Source organism: Gemmatimonadaceae bacterium (genome assembly GCA_036003045.1).
Classification (GTDB): Bacteria; Gemmatimonadota; Gemmatimonadetes; order Gemmatimonadales; family Gemmatimonadaceae; genus JAQBQB01.
Window position 1 is genome coordinate 106,262 of the sequence record DASYSS010000059.1, and the last position, 16,021, is coordinate 122,282.

At 67.8% G+C, this 16,021-nt stretch carries 13 protein-coding genes; 9 read left to right on the top strand and 4 right to left on the bottom strand.

Annotated elements, in window-relative coordinates; genetic code table 11:
- The first annotated feature begins 36 nt into the window (after window positions 1–36).
- From VGQ44_16125 to VGQ44_16150, 6 genes are all read left to right on the top strand, one after another.
- A complete protein-coding gene (locus tag VGQ44_16125) occupies window positions 37–360 on the top strand; it encodes a hypothetical protein (protein ID HEV8448357.1) in 324 nt (107 codons plus the stop codon).
- A 128-nt stretch (window positions 361–488) separates the two neighbouring features.
- Window positions 489–1,751: a dicarboxylate/amino acid:cation symporter gene (locus VGQ44_16130; GenBank protein HEV8448358.1), complete on the top strand. Its 1,263-nt coding sequence runs from the start codon at window positions 489–491 to the stop codon at window positions 1,749–1,751.
- Window positions 1,748–2,908 (top strand): glycosyltransferase family 2 protein, encoded by a 1,161-nt coding sequence (locus tag VGQ44_16135; GenBank protein ID HEV8448359.1) that lies wholly within the window; start codon window positions 1,748–1,750, stop codon window positions 2,906–2,908. The genes VGQ44_16130 and VGQ44_16135 overlap by 4 nt, the downstream gene beginning before the upstream one ends.
- 76 nt (window positions 2,909–2,984) lie before the next feature.
- Window positions 2,985–6,179, top strand: coding sequence for an N-6 DNA methylase (locus VGQ44_16140; protein ID HEV8448360.1), 3,195 nt, complete (start codon window positions 2,985–2,987; stop codon window positions 6,177–6,179).
- Window positions 6,176–8,416, top strand: coding sequence for a DEAD/DEAH box helicase (locus VGQ44_16145; GenBank protein HEV8448361.1), 2,241 nt, complete (start codon window positions 6,176–6,178; stop codon window positions 8,414–8,416). The genes VGQ44_16140 and VGQ44_16145 overlap by 4 nt, the downstream gene beginning before the upstream one ends.
- Window positions 8,417–8,520: 104 nt before the next feature.
- On the top strand, window positions 8,521–9,489 hold the full coding sequence (locus VGQ44_16150) for an aldo/keto reductase (GenBank protein HEV8448362.1): 969 nt from the start codon (window positions 8,521–8,523) through the stop codon (window positions 9,487–9,489).
- Window positions 9,490–9,552: 63 nt separating this feature from the next.
- Here the strand turns inward: VGQ44_16150 and VGQ44_16155 are convergent, their stop codons facing one another.
- Entirely contained in the window at window positions 9,553–10,047 is a 495-nt protein-coding gene (locus VGQ44_16155; GenBank protein HEV8448363.1) for a hypothetical protein, read from the bottom strand.
- Between the two features lie 82 nt (window positions 10,048–10,129).
- Between VGQ44_16155 and VGQ44_16160 the strand changes: the two genes are divergently transcribed.
- From VGQ44_16160 to VGQ44_16170, 3 genes are read left to right on the top strand one after another with little or no spacing between them, the layout of a single operon-like run.
- Window positions 10,130–10,588: a hypothetical protein gene (locus tag VGQ44_16160; protein HEV8448364.1), complete on the top strand. Its 459-nt coding sequence runs from the start codon at window positions 10,130–10,132 to the stop codon at window positions 10,586–10,588.
- The gene (locus VGQ44_16165; protein ID HEV8448365.1) at window positions 10,585–11,079 is read left to right on the top strand and encodes a hypothetical protein; all 495 of its coding nucleotides are present in this window, start codon (window positions 10,585–10,587) and stop codon (window positions 11,077–11,079) included. The genes VGQ44_16160 and VGQ44_16165 overlap by 4 nt, the downstream gene beginning before the upstream one ends.
- Before the next feature lie 60 nt (window positions 11,080–11,139).
- On the top strand, window positions 11,140–11,508 hold the full coding sequence (locus tag VGQ44_16170; protein HEV8448366.1) for a hypothetical protein: 369 nt from the start codon (window positions 11,140–11,142) through the stop codon (window positions 11,506–11,508).
- Window positions 11,509–11,523: 15 nt separating this feature from the next.
- Here VGQ44_16170 and VGQ44_16175 read toward each other — a convergent pair whose 3' ends face one another.
- The 3 genes from VGQ44_16175 to VGQ44_16185 all read right to left on the bottom strand — a co-directional run.
- Window positions 11,524–13,920 (bottom strand): ABC transporter permease, encoded by a 2,397-nt coding sequence (locus VGQ44_16175; protein HEV8448367.1) that lies wholly within the window; start codon window positions 13,918–13,920, stop codon window positions 11,524–11,526.
- Window positions 13,921–13,964: 44 nt separating this feature from the next.
- On the bottom strand, window positions 13,965–14,807 hold the full coding sequence (locus VGQ44_16180; GenBank protein HEV8448368.1) for a succinate dehydrogenase/fumarate reductase iron-sulfur subunit: 843 nt from the start codon (window positions 14,805–14,807) through the stop codon (window positions 13,965–13,967).
- The coding region (locus VGQ44_16185) for an FAD-binding protein (protein ID HEV8448369.1) at window positions 14,808–16,021 on the bottom strand (1,214 nt) is incomplete at its 5' end.

The window sequence follows — 16,021 nt, forward strand, 5'->3', positions numbered from 1 at the left end:
GGTGCCCGGCATGGACTTCATGATGGAGGAAGGACCATGGCGGACCGCGATAACGACCGAAGCAACGATCCAAACAATCCGAGTAAGTCAGGCAGTTCGGGAGGTGCGGGGAGCTCGAGCGGATCGGGCAGCTCGAATCCGTCCGGTGGCTCCAAGTCCGGCGGCGGAATGAGTGGAAACCCCAGCGGCGGGAGCAGCGGCGGTGGCATGGGCGGCTCCTCGAGCAGCGGCGGAGGAATGGGCGGCTCGGGCTCGGGCGGCTCGCAGGGCAAGAACCCGTCGTCCGGTACGGGCGCGGGCGGGAGCGGCTCGACGCAGAAGCCTGGCTCGGGCAACCCCGGCTCAGAGAGCAATCGATAGGCTGCTCTATTCATTGGATCGTCGGTCGGGTCCTTACGGGCCGCGAGCGGTCGCCACCGCTCGCGGCCCTTTTTTGTCCGTGTTCCAACCGGTTCGTCGTGCGGAGTGCGCGGCGGTAAGTTCTGCGCGTGTCTCTCTCGACGCGTGTCCTCCTGGCACTCGGCGCCGGAATCGCGGCAGGCATCGCGCTCAGTCAGATCGACGCGGGGCTGTCGCGCTCGATCGTTGCCGTCGTGGAGCCGTTCGGAACGCTGTTCGTGAATGCGATCCGCATGACGGTCGTGCCGCTCGTCGTGTCGAGCCTCATCGTCGGGGTCGCATCGACTGAGGACCGCGCGATGTTGGCGCGGGTCGGCGGCCGCGGGGTTCTCGTCTTCGTCATTTTGCTCACACTGTCGGCCGGACTTGCCGCGCTCGTGACGCCGCCGATCGTCGCGAACCTTCAGCTCGATCCCGCCGCGGTGGCGCGCCTGCGCGCTGCGTCGCCGACGGCGAACAGCGTCGCGGCGGGCGCCGCGGCGATCCAGGGACCGGCTGCGTGGCTCGTGTCGCTCGTGCCATCCAACGCGATCGCGGCCGCGGTAGACGGCGCGATGCTTCCGCTCATCATCTTCGCGCTCGCGCTCGGTCTTGCGCTGGGCGCGGTCGAAGCGACGGCGCGGAACGCGGTCGTGACCGTTTTTCGCGCGATCGCCGAATCGATGCTGGTCCTCGTGCGATGGCTGCTCGTCGTCGCACCGATCGGCGTGTTCGCGCTCGCGTTGCCGCTCGTCGCGCGATTGGGGCTTGCCGCCGTCGGGGCGCTGGCGGTCTACGTGACCGTCGTGTCGGTGGGCGCCGTCGCGCTCATCGTGTTCTTCCTCGTGCCGGCGGCGGTGGTGAGCGGCCGCGTGCCGGCGCGACAGTTCATTCGCGCCGCGCTTCCCGCGCAGGCGGTCGCATTCTCGTCGCGTTCGTCGCTCGCCGCGCTCCCCGCGCTGATCGACTCGGCGCGAACCCGGCTTGGCATGTCCGACGAGATCAGCGGGTTCTTCCTGCCGTTCGCGACGGCGATGTTCCGCATCGGCGCGCCATTCGGCTTGACGGTGGGGACCGTGTTTCTCGCCAAGCTGTACGGCGTCGCGATGTCTCCCGCGCAGCTCGGAACGGTCGTCGTCACCGCGGTGCTGACGAGCTTCAGCATTCCGGGAATCCCCGGCGGCTCGATCATCGTCATGGCTCCCGTGCTGGCGAGCATCGGCCTGCCGATCGAAGGGCTCGGCATCCTGCTCGGCGTCGACACGATTCCGGACATCTTTCGCACGACAGCGAACGTGACCGGCCAGCTCGCGGCCGCGACGATCGTCGCGCGTCGCGCCGAGCCCGTACGCGAGGCCGCGCTGGCGTCTTGAGCGCGCTCACGACGGGGCTGCTCTGGTCGCTGCCGTGGATCGTCCCGCCGATCGTCGTGATCGTGCGCTCCCTGAAATCGCGGTCGCTCGACGACACAACGTCGGAGATCAGTCCCAACGCTCCGCTCGTGTCCGTGATCATCCCCGCGCGCAACGAAGCGCGCAACATCGAGCGCTGCGTTCGCTCCGTGTTGTCGACGACCTATCCGAACGTCGAGATCATCGTCGTCGACGACCATTCGAGCGACGGCACGGGCGACATCGCGCGCGAGATCGCGGCGAGCGATGCTCGTCTCGCGGTCATTCAGGCGCCGGACCTGCCGACGGGTTGGTTCGGCAAGCAGTGGGCGTGCGCGAGCGGAGCCCGGGTAGCGAGTGGGTCGCTGCTCTGCTTCACCGACGCCGACACCATGCACGCGCCCGATTTGCTCTCGCGCTCGGTGAACGAGCTGCGCGCGCGCCATGCCGACCTGATTACCGTCGCCGGCGCGCAGGAGATGCGCGGGTTCTGGGAGCGGATCATCCAGCCGCAGCTCTTCGCCCTTCTGTCCGTTCGCTACGGCGGGACGGAGCACGTGAGCCAGGCGAAACGCCCGACGGACGCGATCGCGAACGGCCAATACATTCTCGTGCGACGGGGAACGTACTACGCGATGGGCGGCCACGAGCTCGTTCGCGACTTGGTCGCCGAGGACATGGCGATGGCGCAGGAGTGGGTGCGCGGCGGCCGGCGCATCGCGCTCGTCATGGGCCGCCACCAGCTCTCCACGCACATGTATTCCGGCTATCGCGAGGCCGTGTCCGGCTGGCGCAAGAACATTTACGCCAGCGGCCGTCACGCTGCACTTGGCGGGCGCGTCGGGCGCGCGCTGTATCCGGTGATCCTGCCGCTGATGCCGATTTCCGCGCTCGTGCCGCCGCTCGTTCTCCTCCTCTGCGCCGCCGGCGTGCTGTCCGGCGCGTGGCTCGCGTGGTCGGCGATCGTGTACCTCGTGAGCGTCGGGTATTGGGCGCTGTTGTACGCGTGGTTCAACCAGCCGTTGTGGTATGCGCCGCTCTATCCGCTCGGCTCGCTCGTGCTCTTGTTGATCACGGGGAGCGCACTGCGCCGAGGACGTCGAGTGGAGTGGAAAGCGCGCGAATACGTCGCGCGCTGATCCCACGCAATCGAATTGAGGAGTTCCGCAATGGCGTGATCGCGCAGCGGCGAGCGTCGAGCGCTAGCGTCGGCGCGTGCCCGTCGCATCGCTTCACGCCGCCGCCGAGCTTCTCGCCTCGGCTGATTCCGCGGCCGGCATCGCGGCGATCGCGCGTTCGATCGGTTGCGACGGCGATCCCGCGCCACTCGACAAAGAGACCCAGCGCGCACTGGGGCTCGACGATGCCGTCGTCGAGGCGAGCGTGGCGACCGGCCGCGGCGCCCTTCGCGCGCTTCTCCTCACGGTGCGAGACGACGCCGCGATCCGCGAAGTCCTCCCTCGGTACGCCGGCCGCCTCGCCACGCGCGCGGCTCACGCGCTCTGGGTGCTCGTCGCGACGCAACGCGCGCATGGTGAAGTCGTCATCGCTGCTTGGTCGAATGAGCGACGGCCACCACGCGTCGCGGCCGTCGTCGTGAATCGCCGTCGGCCGGTCGACAGCGACGCCGAAACGCTGCGCGCTCTCTCGGTCGCGGCCGGCGAACGCGACGTGCTCACGCACATGCGATGGGTGGAGATCCTGGGACGCGACTCGCTCACCGCCCGCTTCTATCAGGCGTTGGAGCGCGCGGTATCGGCGCTCGCTGACTCGTCGTCGATCGGACCACGGATGGAACGCCACGAGGCAGCGTTGCTCGACGCCTCGCGACTCGTGTTCCTCGCGTTTCTCGAAGCCAAGGGATGGCTCGACGGCGATCGCGGGTTTCTCGTGCGACACTTCGACCGATGCGCGGCGGACGGCGGACGCTTCCACGAGCGAGTGCTCCGCCCGCTCTTTTTCGGTACCCTCAACACACCGTTCAGGCGACGAGCGCGCACGGCGCGGGCGTTCGGCCGCGTTCCGTTTCTGAACGGCGGCCTCTTCGCCAAGACCGGCGTCGAGCGGCGGCTGCGGGGCTTGTCGTTTTCCGACGACGCGTACGGCACGCTGCTCTTCGACGTTTTCGGACAATACCGATTCACGGCGCGCGAAGAGACCTCCACCTGGACCGAGGCCGCGGTCGATCCCGAGATGCTCGGCCGCGCATTCGAATCGCTCATGGCTCCAGGAGAGCGTCGCCGCACGGGCGCCTTCTTCACGCCCTTCTCTCTCGTCGAACGAGTTTCGACGTCGGCGCTCGCGTCGGCGTTGGATGACGACGGACAACGCGCGCTCGCCGGCGAACCGCTGGCTGACGCGCGCGCGCGCGCCGTGCTCGAGTCGATCGAGCGGCTTACGGTTCTCGATCCCGCGTGCGGATCCGGCGCGTTTCTCGTGCACGCGCTCGAGCGGATTGCGTCGCTGCGCTCCTCGCTTGGCGACGGCCGCGACGTGAGCACGATTCGCCGCGAAGTGCTCACGCGCTCGATCTTCGGCGTGGACGTCAACCCGACGGCCGTCTGGCTCTGCGAGCTGCGACTCTGGCTGTCGGTCGTGATCGAGAGCGAGGTCGCCGATCCGCTCGCGGTGACGCCGCTGCCGAATCTGGATCGCAACGTTCGCGTCGGCGACGCGCTGTTGGGCCGAGCATTCGGGTCGTCGGACTTGGCCAGCCGAGACGCCGGCGAGCTACATGCGCTCCGCGAGCGATACGCGCGTGCAACCGGGCGACGCAAGGCGACTGCTCTTCGTCGTCTGGAGCGCGCCGAGCGCGTATACGCGATCGAGACGATCGGCGACGATCTGCGCGCGGTCGCGGCGAAACGGCGCGACGCGCTCGTCGCACGGAGAGGCCGCGACCTCTTCGGCGATCGCTATCGTCCGTCGCGCGACGAGCGATTGGCCGCGGCCGGGTTGCGCTCGACCGCGCGTGCGCTTCGCGTGCTTCGACGGCGAATCGCCGACGGCGGCGCGCTGCCGTTCGGCTTCCGCACGCACTTTCCCGACGTCGCGGCTCGCGGCGGCTTCGGTGTCGTCGTCGGCAATCCGCCGTGGGTTCGCGTGCATCGGGTGCCGGAGTCACAACGAAAGGCGTATCGCCGCGATTTCCAGGTTGCGCGCGCGGCGGCGTGGGAGCCGGGCGCGAATGCCGCGGGCGCGGGGCGCGGATTCGCCGCTCAGGTCGACCTCGCGGCCCTGTTCGTCGAGCGATCGCTCGACCTGTTGTCGCCGGGCGGAACGATGGCGCTCCTCCTTCCGGTCAAGCTTTGGCGTTCGCTCGCCGGGGGCGGCGTGCGACGACTACTCGCCGACGACACCCAGCTCGTCCGCCTCGAAGACCATTCACGCGCGTCCACGACCTTCGACGCCGCCGTGTATCCGTCGCTGATCGTGGCGCGACGGCGAACGCGCGATCACGCCGTGCGATCACCGGTCCTCGACGCGTCGGTGCACGACACCGCGTCGTGCGCGCTCGCGTGGAGCGTGCCGGCAAAGCACCTTCCCTTCGACGCGAGCCGCGGTTCGCCGTGGATTCTGCTGCCTCCCGATGCTCGCCGCGGCTTCGACCTCCTGCGCGGGCTCGGCCGTCCGCTCACCGAATCGGAGCTCGGCCGGCCTCGTCTCGGCGTGAAATGCGGTTTCAACGCGGCGTTCGTCGTCGAGATCCTCGGCGTCGATGACGACCTCGTCGACGTGCTGACGCTGGATCGCAAGCGGACCACGATCGAGCGCGCCATGCTCCGTCCGCTCTTGAGGGGCGAGAGTCTGCGCCGCTGGTCGGTTCCGCCGTCCACCGACGCGATCATCTGGACGCATGATGCGTTCGGCGGCGCGCTGCGCTCGTTGCCGTTGCGCACCTCGCGCTGGATGTCGGGTTGGCGGCGCCAACTCGCCGCGCGCGCCGACGCGAGAGAGAAACCGCAATGGTGGTCGCTCTTCCGCACCGAAGCCGCGGCGGCCGACCGCCCTCGCGTCGTTTGGGGCGACGTCGGGCGCGAGCCGCGCGCGTCGGTATTGCTCGCGGGTGACCCGCGCGTGCCGCTCAACACCTGCTACGTGTCGCGATGCCGCGACGCGCGCGACGCGTTCGCGTTGGCGGCGCTGCTGAACGGACCGCTCGCCCGCGCGTGGCTCGACTCGCTCGCCGAGCCCGCACGCGGTGGCTATCGACGTTATCTCGGCTGGACGATGTCGCTCCTCCCGGTGCCGAGTGATTGGAATCGCGCGCGCGATGTTCTTGGTCCGCTCGGCGAGGCCGGAGCGCGAGGCAAGGCGCCGAGCGATCAGGAATTGCTCGATGCGGCGCTCGCGGCATACGGCGCGGATCGGCGAGAGATGGCGGCAATGATCGCGTGGATGGGAGGATGAGCGGATTCCGGCTCGCCTCGCCCGACGACGTTCGTCGGCTCATCGCGACTACCACGCTCGGCGAACGGTCGAACGTCGGCCGCAACGTGCTCGGACGCATCGAACTCAGGCCGCACCAAGTCGACGCCGCCGAGCGTCTCGTCGCGATGATCGAACGCAACGGCGGTGCGATGCTCGCCGAGCCGGTTGGACTCGGTAAGACGTACACGGCGCTCGCCGTCGCAGATCGACTCGACGCGCGGCGCGTCATCGTTGCGATCCCGGCATCGCTTCGCGAGATGTGGACTGCCGCGCTTCGCGACTGCCGTCGCGACGCCACGTGGATCACGCACGAGGCGCTGAGCCGCGGCGCCGTACCCAGCGATGATCCGGATCTCGTCATCGTGGACGAATCGCATCGTCTTCGAAATCCGGCGACCGGGCGGTATGCGTCCGTCGCGGCACTCTGCGCTCGCTCGCGCGTCCTTCTGGTTTCCGCGACTCCGGTGCAGAACTCTCGGTCCGATCTCGTCGCGCAAATCGCGTTGTACCTCGGCCGCGCCGCCTGGTCGCTCAACGACGCCGACATCGCGAACCATGTCGTGCGCGGCGCCGACGCAGGGAATGACAGGCACGGGGTGCCGCGATTGTCGGGCCCGCACGTCGTTTCGCTTGCCGCAGAGGATGACTGCATCGACGGGTTGCTGGCCCTTCGGCCACCCATTCCCGCCAAGGACGAGTCGACCGCCGCGGCGCTTCTCTTGTACGGCCTCGTACATCAGTGGACATCCAGTCGCGCGGCGCTGGTCGCGGCCCTCGAGCGACGATTGGCGCGCGGCGTTGCTCTGGTGAGCACCCTCGAGACCGGGCGCTATCCGACTCGCGCCGAGTTGGCGGCGTGGACGTGGTCGGGCGAAGCGGTACAGCTCGCGTTTCCCGAAATCATCGCGGCGGCCGGCGCCGACGACGATGAAACCGGCGAGCTGCTTGACGCGGTTCGTGCACACCAGTCCTCGATCGCGGCTCTCCTCGAACGCCTTCGTCGCGGTCCGGACCCGGATGACGATCGCGCGACGGCCGTGCGAGAGCTCCGACGCCGACACCCCGGCGAGCGAATCATCGCGTTCTGTCATTATGCCGAAACGGTTCGTGCCCTGTGGGCCAGGCTCGCGCACGACGCCGGTGTCGCCGCGCTCACGGCGTCCGGCGCGCGCGTTGCCGGCGGCCGACTGACGCGGGCGTCGGTGCTCGAGCAGTTCACGCCACGGCGCGGAGGCCGAGAAACGCCGCGCGCCGAGCGCATCGACCTGCTCATCACCACCGACGTCTTGAGCGAAGGACTGAATCTGCAGGAGGCGTCGGTAGTGGTGCATCTCGACTATCCCTGGAACCCCGCGCGGCTCGACCAGCGCGTCGGCCGCGTGCGCCGGCTCGGTTCGCGCCACGACGTCGTCACGGTCTATTCGGTCGCTCCGCCGGCATCGGCGGAGCGCCTGCTGCGCATCGACGAGCGCCTGCGCGACAAGCTGCGCATCGCGCAACGCACTGTCGGCGTGGCCGGACACATTCTCCCTTCGCCCATTCCGCTCTCGATCGTGAATCGCGGCGCCGCCGAAACCGCCAGCGACGTCCGGGAGCGGCTCCGTTCCTGGCTCGATTCGCGTGAGAGTCCGGCGCCCGCGCGCGAGGACTCGGCGTTGCCGCTCGTCGCAGCCGTCACGAGCGACCGAACCGGCTCCATCGCGCTCCTGGTCCAACCTGGCGACGCGACGCTGATCGCCGACGTCGGCGCGGGGTTCGACGCGTCACCCGCGACCATGCTCGCCGCGTTGACCGCGGCTCTTGGGTCAAGCGTCGTGGTCAGCGATGCTCTGGTCGAAGCGGTCCTCCATCGCGTGAACTCCTGGCTCGACGCGCGATTCGGCGCGTCGGCCGTCGAGCTTCCCGCAATCGGCGCCTCGCGCAGCCGGCGCGTCGCTCTTGCCCGCGTGTCTCGAGCACTGTCCCGCGCGCCACGCCATCGGCGCGCCATCCTGGCGCCGCTCGCACACGCCGCGCGGTCGGCGGCGGTCGCGCCTCTCGCCGAAGGAGCGGAGCGCGTGCTCGACTCCCTCGTCGCGTCCGACCTGCCTGACGAAGCGTGGCTCCGGTCGATCGCGGCGTTCGGGGAGCTGCACGCGCGGCCGGGGGCGCGAGGGCATGGCCTGGCCCGGAGCCGCGTCGCCGCCGTCCTCCTTCTCCTCGCGTCGCCCGGCTGACCGAGCCTGAGGGTTCGACTCTTTGCGGCGACGGGCGTGAAGGTTGCGCCTCGGCGAGCTACTTTTGCGCCGCGGTTTTCGGGTCTCTCAATTCAACACGGCGAATGCAATACACGACGCTTGGCAACACCGGCCTCACGGTCTCCCGTCTTTGCCTCGGCTGCATGACCTACGGCGACCCGCGTTGGCGCACGTGGGTGCTCGACGAAGGCGAGGCGCAACCGTTCATCCGACTGGCGCTCGAGAAAGGGATCAACTTCTTCGACACGGCCGACATGTACTCGCTCGGCATGAGCGAGGAAGTCACCGGGCGCGCGCTTCGCGCGATGGCAAACCCCGACGAGATCGTGATCGCGACCAAGGTGTTCTGGCCGATGGGCGACGCGCCGAACATGAAGGGCCTTTCGCGCAAACACGTCGTGCAGTCGTGCGAGGCGAGCCTCCGGCGGCTCGGCGTCGAGACGATCGATCTATACCAGATTCATCGCTTCGACCACATCGCGCCGATCGAGGAAACACTCGGCGCGCTCCAACACCTCGTGCACCAAGGCAAGGTGCGCTACATCGGGGCCAGCTCGGGATACGCCTGGGAGTTGATGCGCGCGCTCAGCATCTCCGAACGCAACGGGTGGGCGCGATTCGTTTCGGTGCAACCGCAATACAACCTCCTGTATCGCGAAGAAGAGCGAGAGATGATTCCGGCGTGTCATGCGGAGGGACTCGGTCTCATTCCGTGGTCGCCGCTGGCCCGTGGCGTCCTCACGCGTCCTCGCGCGAAGACCAAAGGCTCGACCGTCCGCTCCGACACCGACGTGCACGCGGACCGGCTCTACGCGAACGCCGATTGGGAGGTCGTGGACGTCGTCGAGAACATCGCGGAGAAGCGCGGCATCTCGATGGCGCAGGTGGCGCTCGCCTGGGTGCTGTCCAAGCCCGACGTCACCGCGCCGATCATCGGCGCTACGCGGCTCGAGCATCTCGAGGAATCGTTCGCCGCGCTCGAGGTGAAGCTCACCGCCGAAGAGATCACCGAGCTCGAACGCCCGTACACGCCGAAGGCCGTCACCTTCTGAACAGCAGAAAAGCTTCGCGGACTATCCGGATAGACGCGGAAAGAGCCCAAGAGATTGCGCGGCTCAGTCTTCCAGGGCGGGCTCGTACTCCGAGTGTCCGCGCGGCCGCTCGTGCTGCTCGAGCATTCGCGCACACGTGTTCCATCGGAGGATCGACTCGTCGTTGCCGGCGGGACGCATTTTCTCGGCTTTCTCGTACCAGGTCATGGCTTCGCGGAACCACTCGGCCGCGACCGCCGATGAGCCGAGCGCGCCGCGGTGCAGTTGCGCCCGCGCGCGCCGTTCGCAAATGATCCCCGAGTAGTAGAGACGTTCGTATTCGTCCTCGAGACGGGGCAGCACTTCTCGCGCGCGCCGTACGCCGCCGGCCATGTCTTCGGCGAACTGATCGGTGATCGACAGCAGCAGCGAGACCAACGCTTCCTGGTTTTTCGGCTCGATCGCGAGGACGTCGAGGCAGATACTCTCAGCCGCCGACGACTCGTTGAGCAGGCGGTATCGCTCCGCCTTTTGCAGCGCGGCGGGTATGCCTTCGCGGGTGATCGGCTTGAGTTCCATGCGGGAGAGGGGCGGGAGCTTGGCTTTGGTCCCGAGACTCAAAAGTTACGCCCGGAGGCGCGGACCGCTATCATCGGCCGTCATGAACCGGATGACAGCGCCGCTCGCGCTCGCCGCTTTGTTGGGCGTTTCGCTCACTCCCGTCCCCTCGCCGGCCCAACAACGCCGGGGCGGTTCGCCCGAGGACCATCTGCCGCCAAGCATCAGGCAGATCGCGGCGTTCGGCGAACGGCCGGCCTGGTCGCCGGACGGGAAACAAATCGCATTCATCGGGAAGAGCTTCGGTGACGCGTTCGAAATCGACCTGCGGACACATCTCGTGCGGCTTCTCTCCGGCCACTTCAAGCACGCCGGCCTCCTTCGAATCCAGTATCTGCCCAACGGCGACTATCTCATCATCGCGGCGCGGGCCTTCGAGGACATCGTGACCACGCGCTACCACGACGAGGAGATGTGGGTGATGCGCGCGGACGCGAAGACGGCGCCGGTTCCTCTGGACCAAAAGATTCACGAGGGAGTGGCCGCGTTCCGCGCTTGGTGAACAAGCACGAGGTGCTCCGCGCGCGATCGCCGGACTGCACGCTCGAGGCGCAGAACTTTCGGTTCGACGACACGCAGCTGATCTACACCTGCTATCGCGAGAACGGCGAGAAGGCCGACGTCATGGGCGTCGACCTCCGCACCGGCGCGCTGACGACCTACCGCAAGATCGGCGATGAGTACAACGAGGCCGAGGGCGTTTCGCCGGACGGTGCGTACGTGCTCGTGGAATCCAGCCACGATCAAGGATCCGCCGAGCACCAAACGTTTCGGTACATCGACATCTGGAGGCTCGCGCTCGCGGCGAATGGACGCGATTTCGTCCGCATGACGCGCTTCGGCGACTTCGACGGCCACAAGGCAGCAAATCCAGTCGTGAGCCCGGACGGAAGATCGTTCGCGTTTCAGGCCGGGCGGAGCTCGGACCCGCCGGGCGTCGGATACGGAATTTTCATTTATCGGTTTTCCGCGGCCGAGGGGCGGCGCCGATAGACTCTTGGGTTCTGCCCCGAGCGATCTGGCTCCTTGCCGCGCGGCGTGTCATATCTCGGTATGCGCGTGTCTCGCGACGAGCCATCGCTCGCTGACTTCTGGCGTCGTTTCGCCCGTCGGGCGACGGACACCCAGCTCGCCGCCTGCGCGTCGCTCCTGCCCGTCACCGTCGCCGCTTGCGTCGTCGTCGCGCTCGTTCGGCCGCAGTGGACGCTTCGCTGGTGGCCGGTCACGGCGGTGCCGTTGCTCGTCGCGGCCTTTGGCATCTGGGGAATCGGTGATCGCGAGATCGCCGCGCCGAGCGGTGTGTCATCCACTCGGTGGGGTTGGCGCTCCGTCGAGGTCGCCGCCGTCGTAGTCGCCGCGTTGTCCGCCAGCGTGATCGTGCTCTGGTTCCTCGTCAGCGTCGTCGGAACCTGGATCAGCTGACGAGTCGAAACCGGATCATTCCGCGCGCAGCGCGACGATCGGATCGACGCTCGCACTGAGCCTCGCCGGAACGAGGCTGGCAAGCACGGCCACCGCGAGCACGAACGCCGCAACCACCGCGAGAGTCAGGGTGTCCGTCGGACTGACGCCGAACAGGAGCGACGCGATCCAATGGTTCGTCCAGACGACCGCGGTGAGCCCCGCGACGACGCCGATTCCGCCGATCACCAGCGCACGCCGGAGGACCAGACTCGCCACACCCGACGGTGAGGCGCCGAGTGCCAGTCGAACCCCGATCTCGCGCGTTCGTTGCCGCACCGAAGTCGCGAGCACGCCGAACAACCCGATCGCCGACAAGAAGAGCGCGGCGCCGGCGAACACCAACAGCAACGTCGCGTCGAGACGAGGCTGCGCGAGCGGCCCGGTTGTGTACGAATCGAACGGAGCCGCCCGCACGATCGAGATGCCCGGCGTCGTCTCCCGCAACACACGTCGCAGCGACTGAATGATGGATGTCGGATCGCCGGTCGTACTGATGGCGAGCGATGTCGGCACGAAGGGAAACGCCGATTGCGCGAGCGCGAAATAGATCGTCGGGCGGGCAACGCGCAGATCGCGGTAGCGCGTGTCGGGCACGATGCCGACGACGGTCGAGAACGAATCGGCCGCCGTTCCCAGCGCCAACCGCCGGCCGATCGGATTCTGCCCGGGCCAATAGCTGCGCGCCGCGGACTCGCTGAGCATCACCACCCGCGTGGCCCCCGGCCGGTCGTCGGCCGTGAACGCCCGCCCACGCAGGATCGGAATTCCGAACGTCGCGAAATACGACGGCGCCACGAGCTCCATGTTGAGAACCGGATTGCCCTTCGCGTCCACCACCGTTTGACCCTCGCGTCGTGGAACACCGTCCCACGCGACGACCGAGAATGGAGGCGCCACGACCGGACTCACCGCACGAACCCCCGGGCTCGCCGCGATCGCCGGCACCAGTCGCTCGATCGCGGCGAGCTGCTTGGGCACCGTGTCGTATGCCGGTTCTCGATACCGAATCGACAATTCCGCGATCAACACGCGCGACGAATCGAGCGCCAGGTCGGCTCGCTCGAGGTTGATCAGGCTGCGCGCGACGAGCGCCGCGGCCGACAGCACGACGACGGAGAGCACGATTTGCCCGGTGACGAGCACGTCGGCAATCCGGCGAACGCGTCGGCTGTCGCCATGACGATGACCAGAGTGCAGGACCTCGACGGCGTCGACCCCGGTCGTGAGAAACGCCGGAGCAATGGCGAAGAGGAGCATCGCGCCGATCGTCACCAACGCGCTGAGCGCCAGCGCCGCTCCGTCGATGTGGAGCTCGTCGATGCGCGGGAACCCCGGCGGCGCCAGTGCCACGAACACGCGAAGAGCGCCGGCGGCCACGAGCGCGCCGAGAATTCCGCCGCCGATCGCCAGCAGCGACGACTCGCCGAGCAGGTGCATCACGAGACGCGCGCGGCTCGCGCCGAGCGCCGAGCGAACCGCGATCTCCTTCGCCCGCCCGACTCCGCGCACCAGCAGCAGGTTGGCGACGTCGATGCAGGTGATCAACAACAGCAACCCGACCGCGGCCGCGAACGCGACGATCGCCGCGCGAACGTCGCCGATGCTGAGCTCAGACAACGGGCTCGCCTCGCCAAGCAGCAGGCGCTTCGATCCGGAAGACTGGGCGAAGAATGCGCTCAATTCGTCTCCCGCGCTCGCCGCTGTGGCGGTCGGCGCCAGACGACCCACCAGATCCATCTGCACGTTCGCCATGTCGCCGCCGGGAACCGTCGCGCGTTCAGCGCTCCACGCGTCGACGCCGCGGGGAAAATCGAGCCCCTGTCGCATCACCCCGACGATCCTGAACGTCATGTCGTACGCCGGTACCAGGACCGTGCGACCGATGATGTCCGGCGTGCCGCCGAAGCGATCCTGCCATGCGTGGTAGCTCAGCAGGAGAACGTGCGGCGCTCCGGGAACGTCATCTTCGCGCCGCAGCGCGCGCCCGAGCATCGGCGTCGCACCCAGGAGATCAAAGAAGTCGCCCGACACGAGCGCCCAACCGTAGCGGTCCATCGTTCCGCCGACGTCGACCGGCACACTGAGAGCGCCCGGAAAGACGAAAGACGCGACGCGGGACAGCGACCGCGTGCGTTTCGCGAACTCGCTCGCGTCAGCGTACGACAAGGGCCAGTTCTGCACGCGCCGATCGCGCGATTCGCCCGACAGCATCACCACGCGATCTTGCTCGGCGACCGGGAGACGCCTCACGAGCAGCGTGTTGGCCGCGGTGAGTACGGCGGTGGCCAGGCCAATGCCGAGTCCGAGCGCCGATACCGCCGTGATTGCGAATCCGGGAGACCGGCGTAGCCCGCGCGCGCTACCGACCATGCGAGTCACCTCCGGCCAAACGACACCGCGCTCGGCGACCGCCCCTACGTTCCCTGTCGCCGCCTACTATAGATCTTCACCAGCTTCCCGATCGGATCGAAGAACTCGTCGACCACGCGCTCCTTGAGCGGAATGATCGCGTTGTCGGTGATCGTGATGTGCTCGGGACAGACCCTCGTGCAACACTTGGTGATGTTGCAGTAGCCGATCCCGTGCTCCTTGCGCAGCGCCGGCACGCGGTCGGCGACGTCGAGCGGATGCATCTCCAGCGCCGCGGCGTACACGAGGAATCGCGGGCCGATGAACTCGTCGTGCTTCGCGTGATCGCGCAGGACGTGACATACGTCCTGACACAGAAAGCACTCGATGCACTTCCGGAATTCCTGCACGCGGTCCACGTCCTTTTGATCCATCCGCCACGTGCCGTCCGCCGCGTCGGGCGGGCGCGGCGTGAACCGCTGGATCTTCTTTTTCACCTCGAAGTTCCACGACACGTCGGTCACGAGGTCGCGCACGTGGGGGAACGCGCGCATCGGCTCGACCGTCACCGGCTTCGTCGCGTCGAGATCCGACAGCCGCGTCATGCACATCAGCTTGGGCATGCCGTTGATCTCGGCCGAGCACGATCCGCATTTCCCCGCCTTGCAATTCCAGCGGCAGGCGAGGTCGTTCGCTTGTGACGCCTGGATCTCATGCACGGCGTCGAGCACGACCATCCCCTCGACGACGTCCTGTTTGTACTCGACGAAGTCGCCCTTTCCCTTTTCGCCGCGCCAGATCTTGAACGTGCGAACGTCGTGCTTCGCCGCGGCGTCCTGCGCCGCCTGCGCCGCGGTAAAGGCGTCCTTGGGCTTCGTTTCCGTAACCGGGGGTGGGGGCGTCGCCATCTATTTCATCTCCTCGATCACTGCCTTGAGGTGGTCGGGCATCGGTGGGATCGGCTCGCGCGAAAGCTCCATCCGACCCTCACGACCTTTTCGCACGACGAGGTTGAACGTCGCGTACGCCGGATCCTTGTCGGGATAGTCGTCGCGGAAGTGGCCGCCGCGGCTCTCCTTTCGCTCGATCGCGCAGCGCGTGATCGCCTCGGACACCGTGAGCAGGTTGTTCAGGTCGAGCGCCGTGTGCCAACCCGGATTGTACTCGCGGTTCCCGGGAACGCGCACCCGATCGGCTCGCTGCTTGAGATCGCCGAGCATCTTGAGCGCGAACTCCATCTGCTCCTGCGCGCGCACGATGTTCACGTTGTCCTGCATGATCTCCTGCAACGCTTCCTGCACTTGATACGGTCCTTCACCGCCACCGCTCCGCTCGAACGGCGCGAGGGCGGTGCGCTCGGCAGACGCGACCTGACTCTTGTCGATCGCGACGCCGCCGTTCGCCTTCGCGAACTTGGCCGCGTGCTCGCCGGCGCGCTTGCCGAACACGATCAGGTCCGACAACGAGTTGCCGCCGAGCCGGTTCGCGCCGTGCAGTCCCGCGCCGCACTCGCCCGCCGCGAACAATCCCGGCACGGTGGACATTTGCGTTTCACCCTCGACGCGAATTCCGCCCATGATGTAGTGACACGTCGGCCCGATCTCCATGACTTCCTTCGTGATGTCCACGCCGGCCAGCTGCATGAACTGATGGTACATGCTCGGCAGCTTGCGCTTGATGTGCTCCTCGGAGTTCGGGAGCTTCTCCTTGATCCACGCGATGTCGAGGAAAACGCCGCCGTGGGGCGACCCTCGCCCCTCGCGAACCTCGCGCACGATCATGCGCGCCACGTGGTCGCGCGTGAGCAGCTCCGGCGGACGACGCGAGTTCTTGTCGCCTTGTGTGTACTTCCAGCCCTCTTCGGGCGTGTCGGCCGTCTGCGCCTTGTAGTTGTCCGGAATATTCTCGAACATGAATCGCTTGCCGTCGCGATTCTTGAGCACGCCGCCCTCGCCGCGCACGCCCTCCGTGACGAGAATGCCGCGCACGCTCGGCGGCCAGATCATGCCCGTCGGGTGGAACTGCACGAACTCCATGTCTTGGAGCGCGGCGCCGGCGTGGTAGGCGAGCGAGTGGCCGTCGCCCGTGTATTCCCAGCTGTTCGACGTGATCTTGAACGCGC

Excerpts from the sequence above, each read along its gene's own strand:
- VGQ44_16155 (HEV8448363.1), bottom strand. The coding sequence starts at position 10,047 with ATGGAACTCAAGCCGATCACCCGCGAAGGCATACCCGCCGCGCTGCAA.
- VGQ44_16145 (HEV8448361.1), top strand. The coding sequence starts at position 6,176 with ATGAGCGGATTCCGGCTCGCCTCGCCCGACGACGTTCGTCGGCTCATC.
- VGQ44_16180 (HEV8448368.1), bottom strand. The coding sequence starts at position 14,807 with ATGGCGACGCCCCCACCCCCGGTTACGGAAACGAAGCCCAAGGACGCC.
- VGQ44_16160 (HEV8448364.1), top strand. The coding sequence starts at position 10,130 with ATGAACCGGATGACAGCGCCGCTCGCGCTCGCCGCTTTGTTGGGCGTT.
- VGQ44_16170 (HEV8448366.1), top strand. The coding sequence starts at position 11,140 with ATGCGCGTGTCTCGCGACGAGCCATCGCTCGCTGACTTCTGGCGTCGT.
- VGQ44_16150 (HEV8448362.1), top strand. The coding sequence starts at position 8,521 with ATGCAATACACGACGCTTGGCAACACCGGCCTCACGGTCTCCCGTCTT.
- VGQ44_16125 (HEV8448357.1), top strand. The coding sequence starts at position 37 with ATGGCGGACCGCGATAACGACCGAAGCAACGATCCAAACAATCCGAGT.
- VGQ44_16175 (HEV8448367.1), bottom strand. The coding sequence starts at position 13,920 with ATGGTCGGTAGCGCGCGCGGGCTACGCCGGTCTCCCGGATTCGCAATC.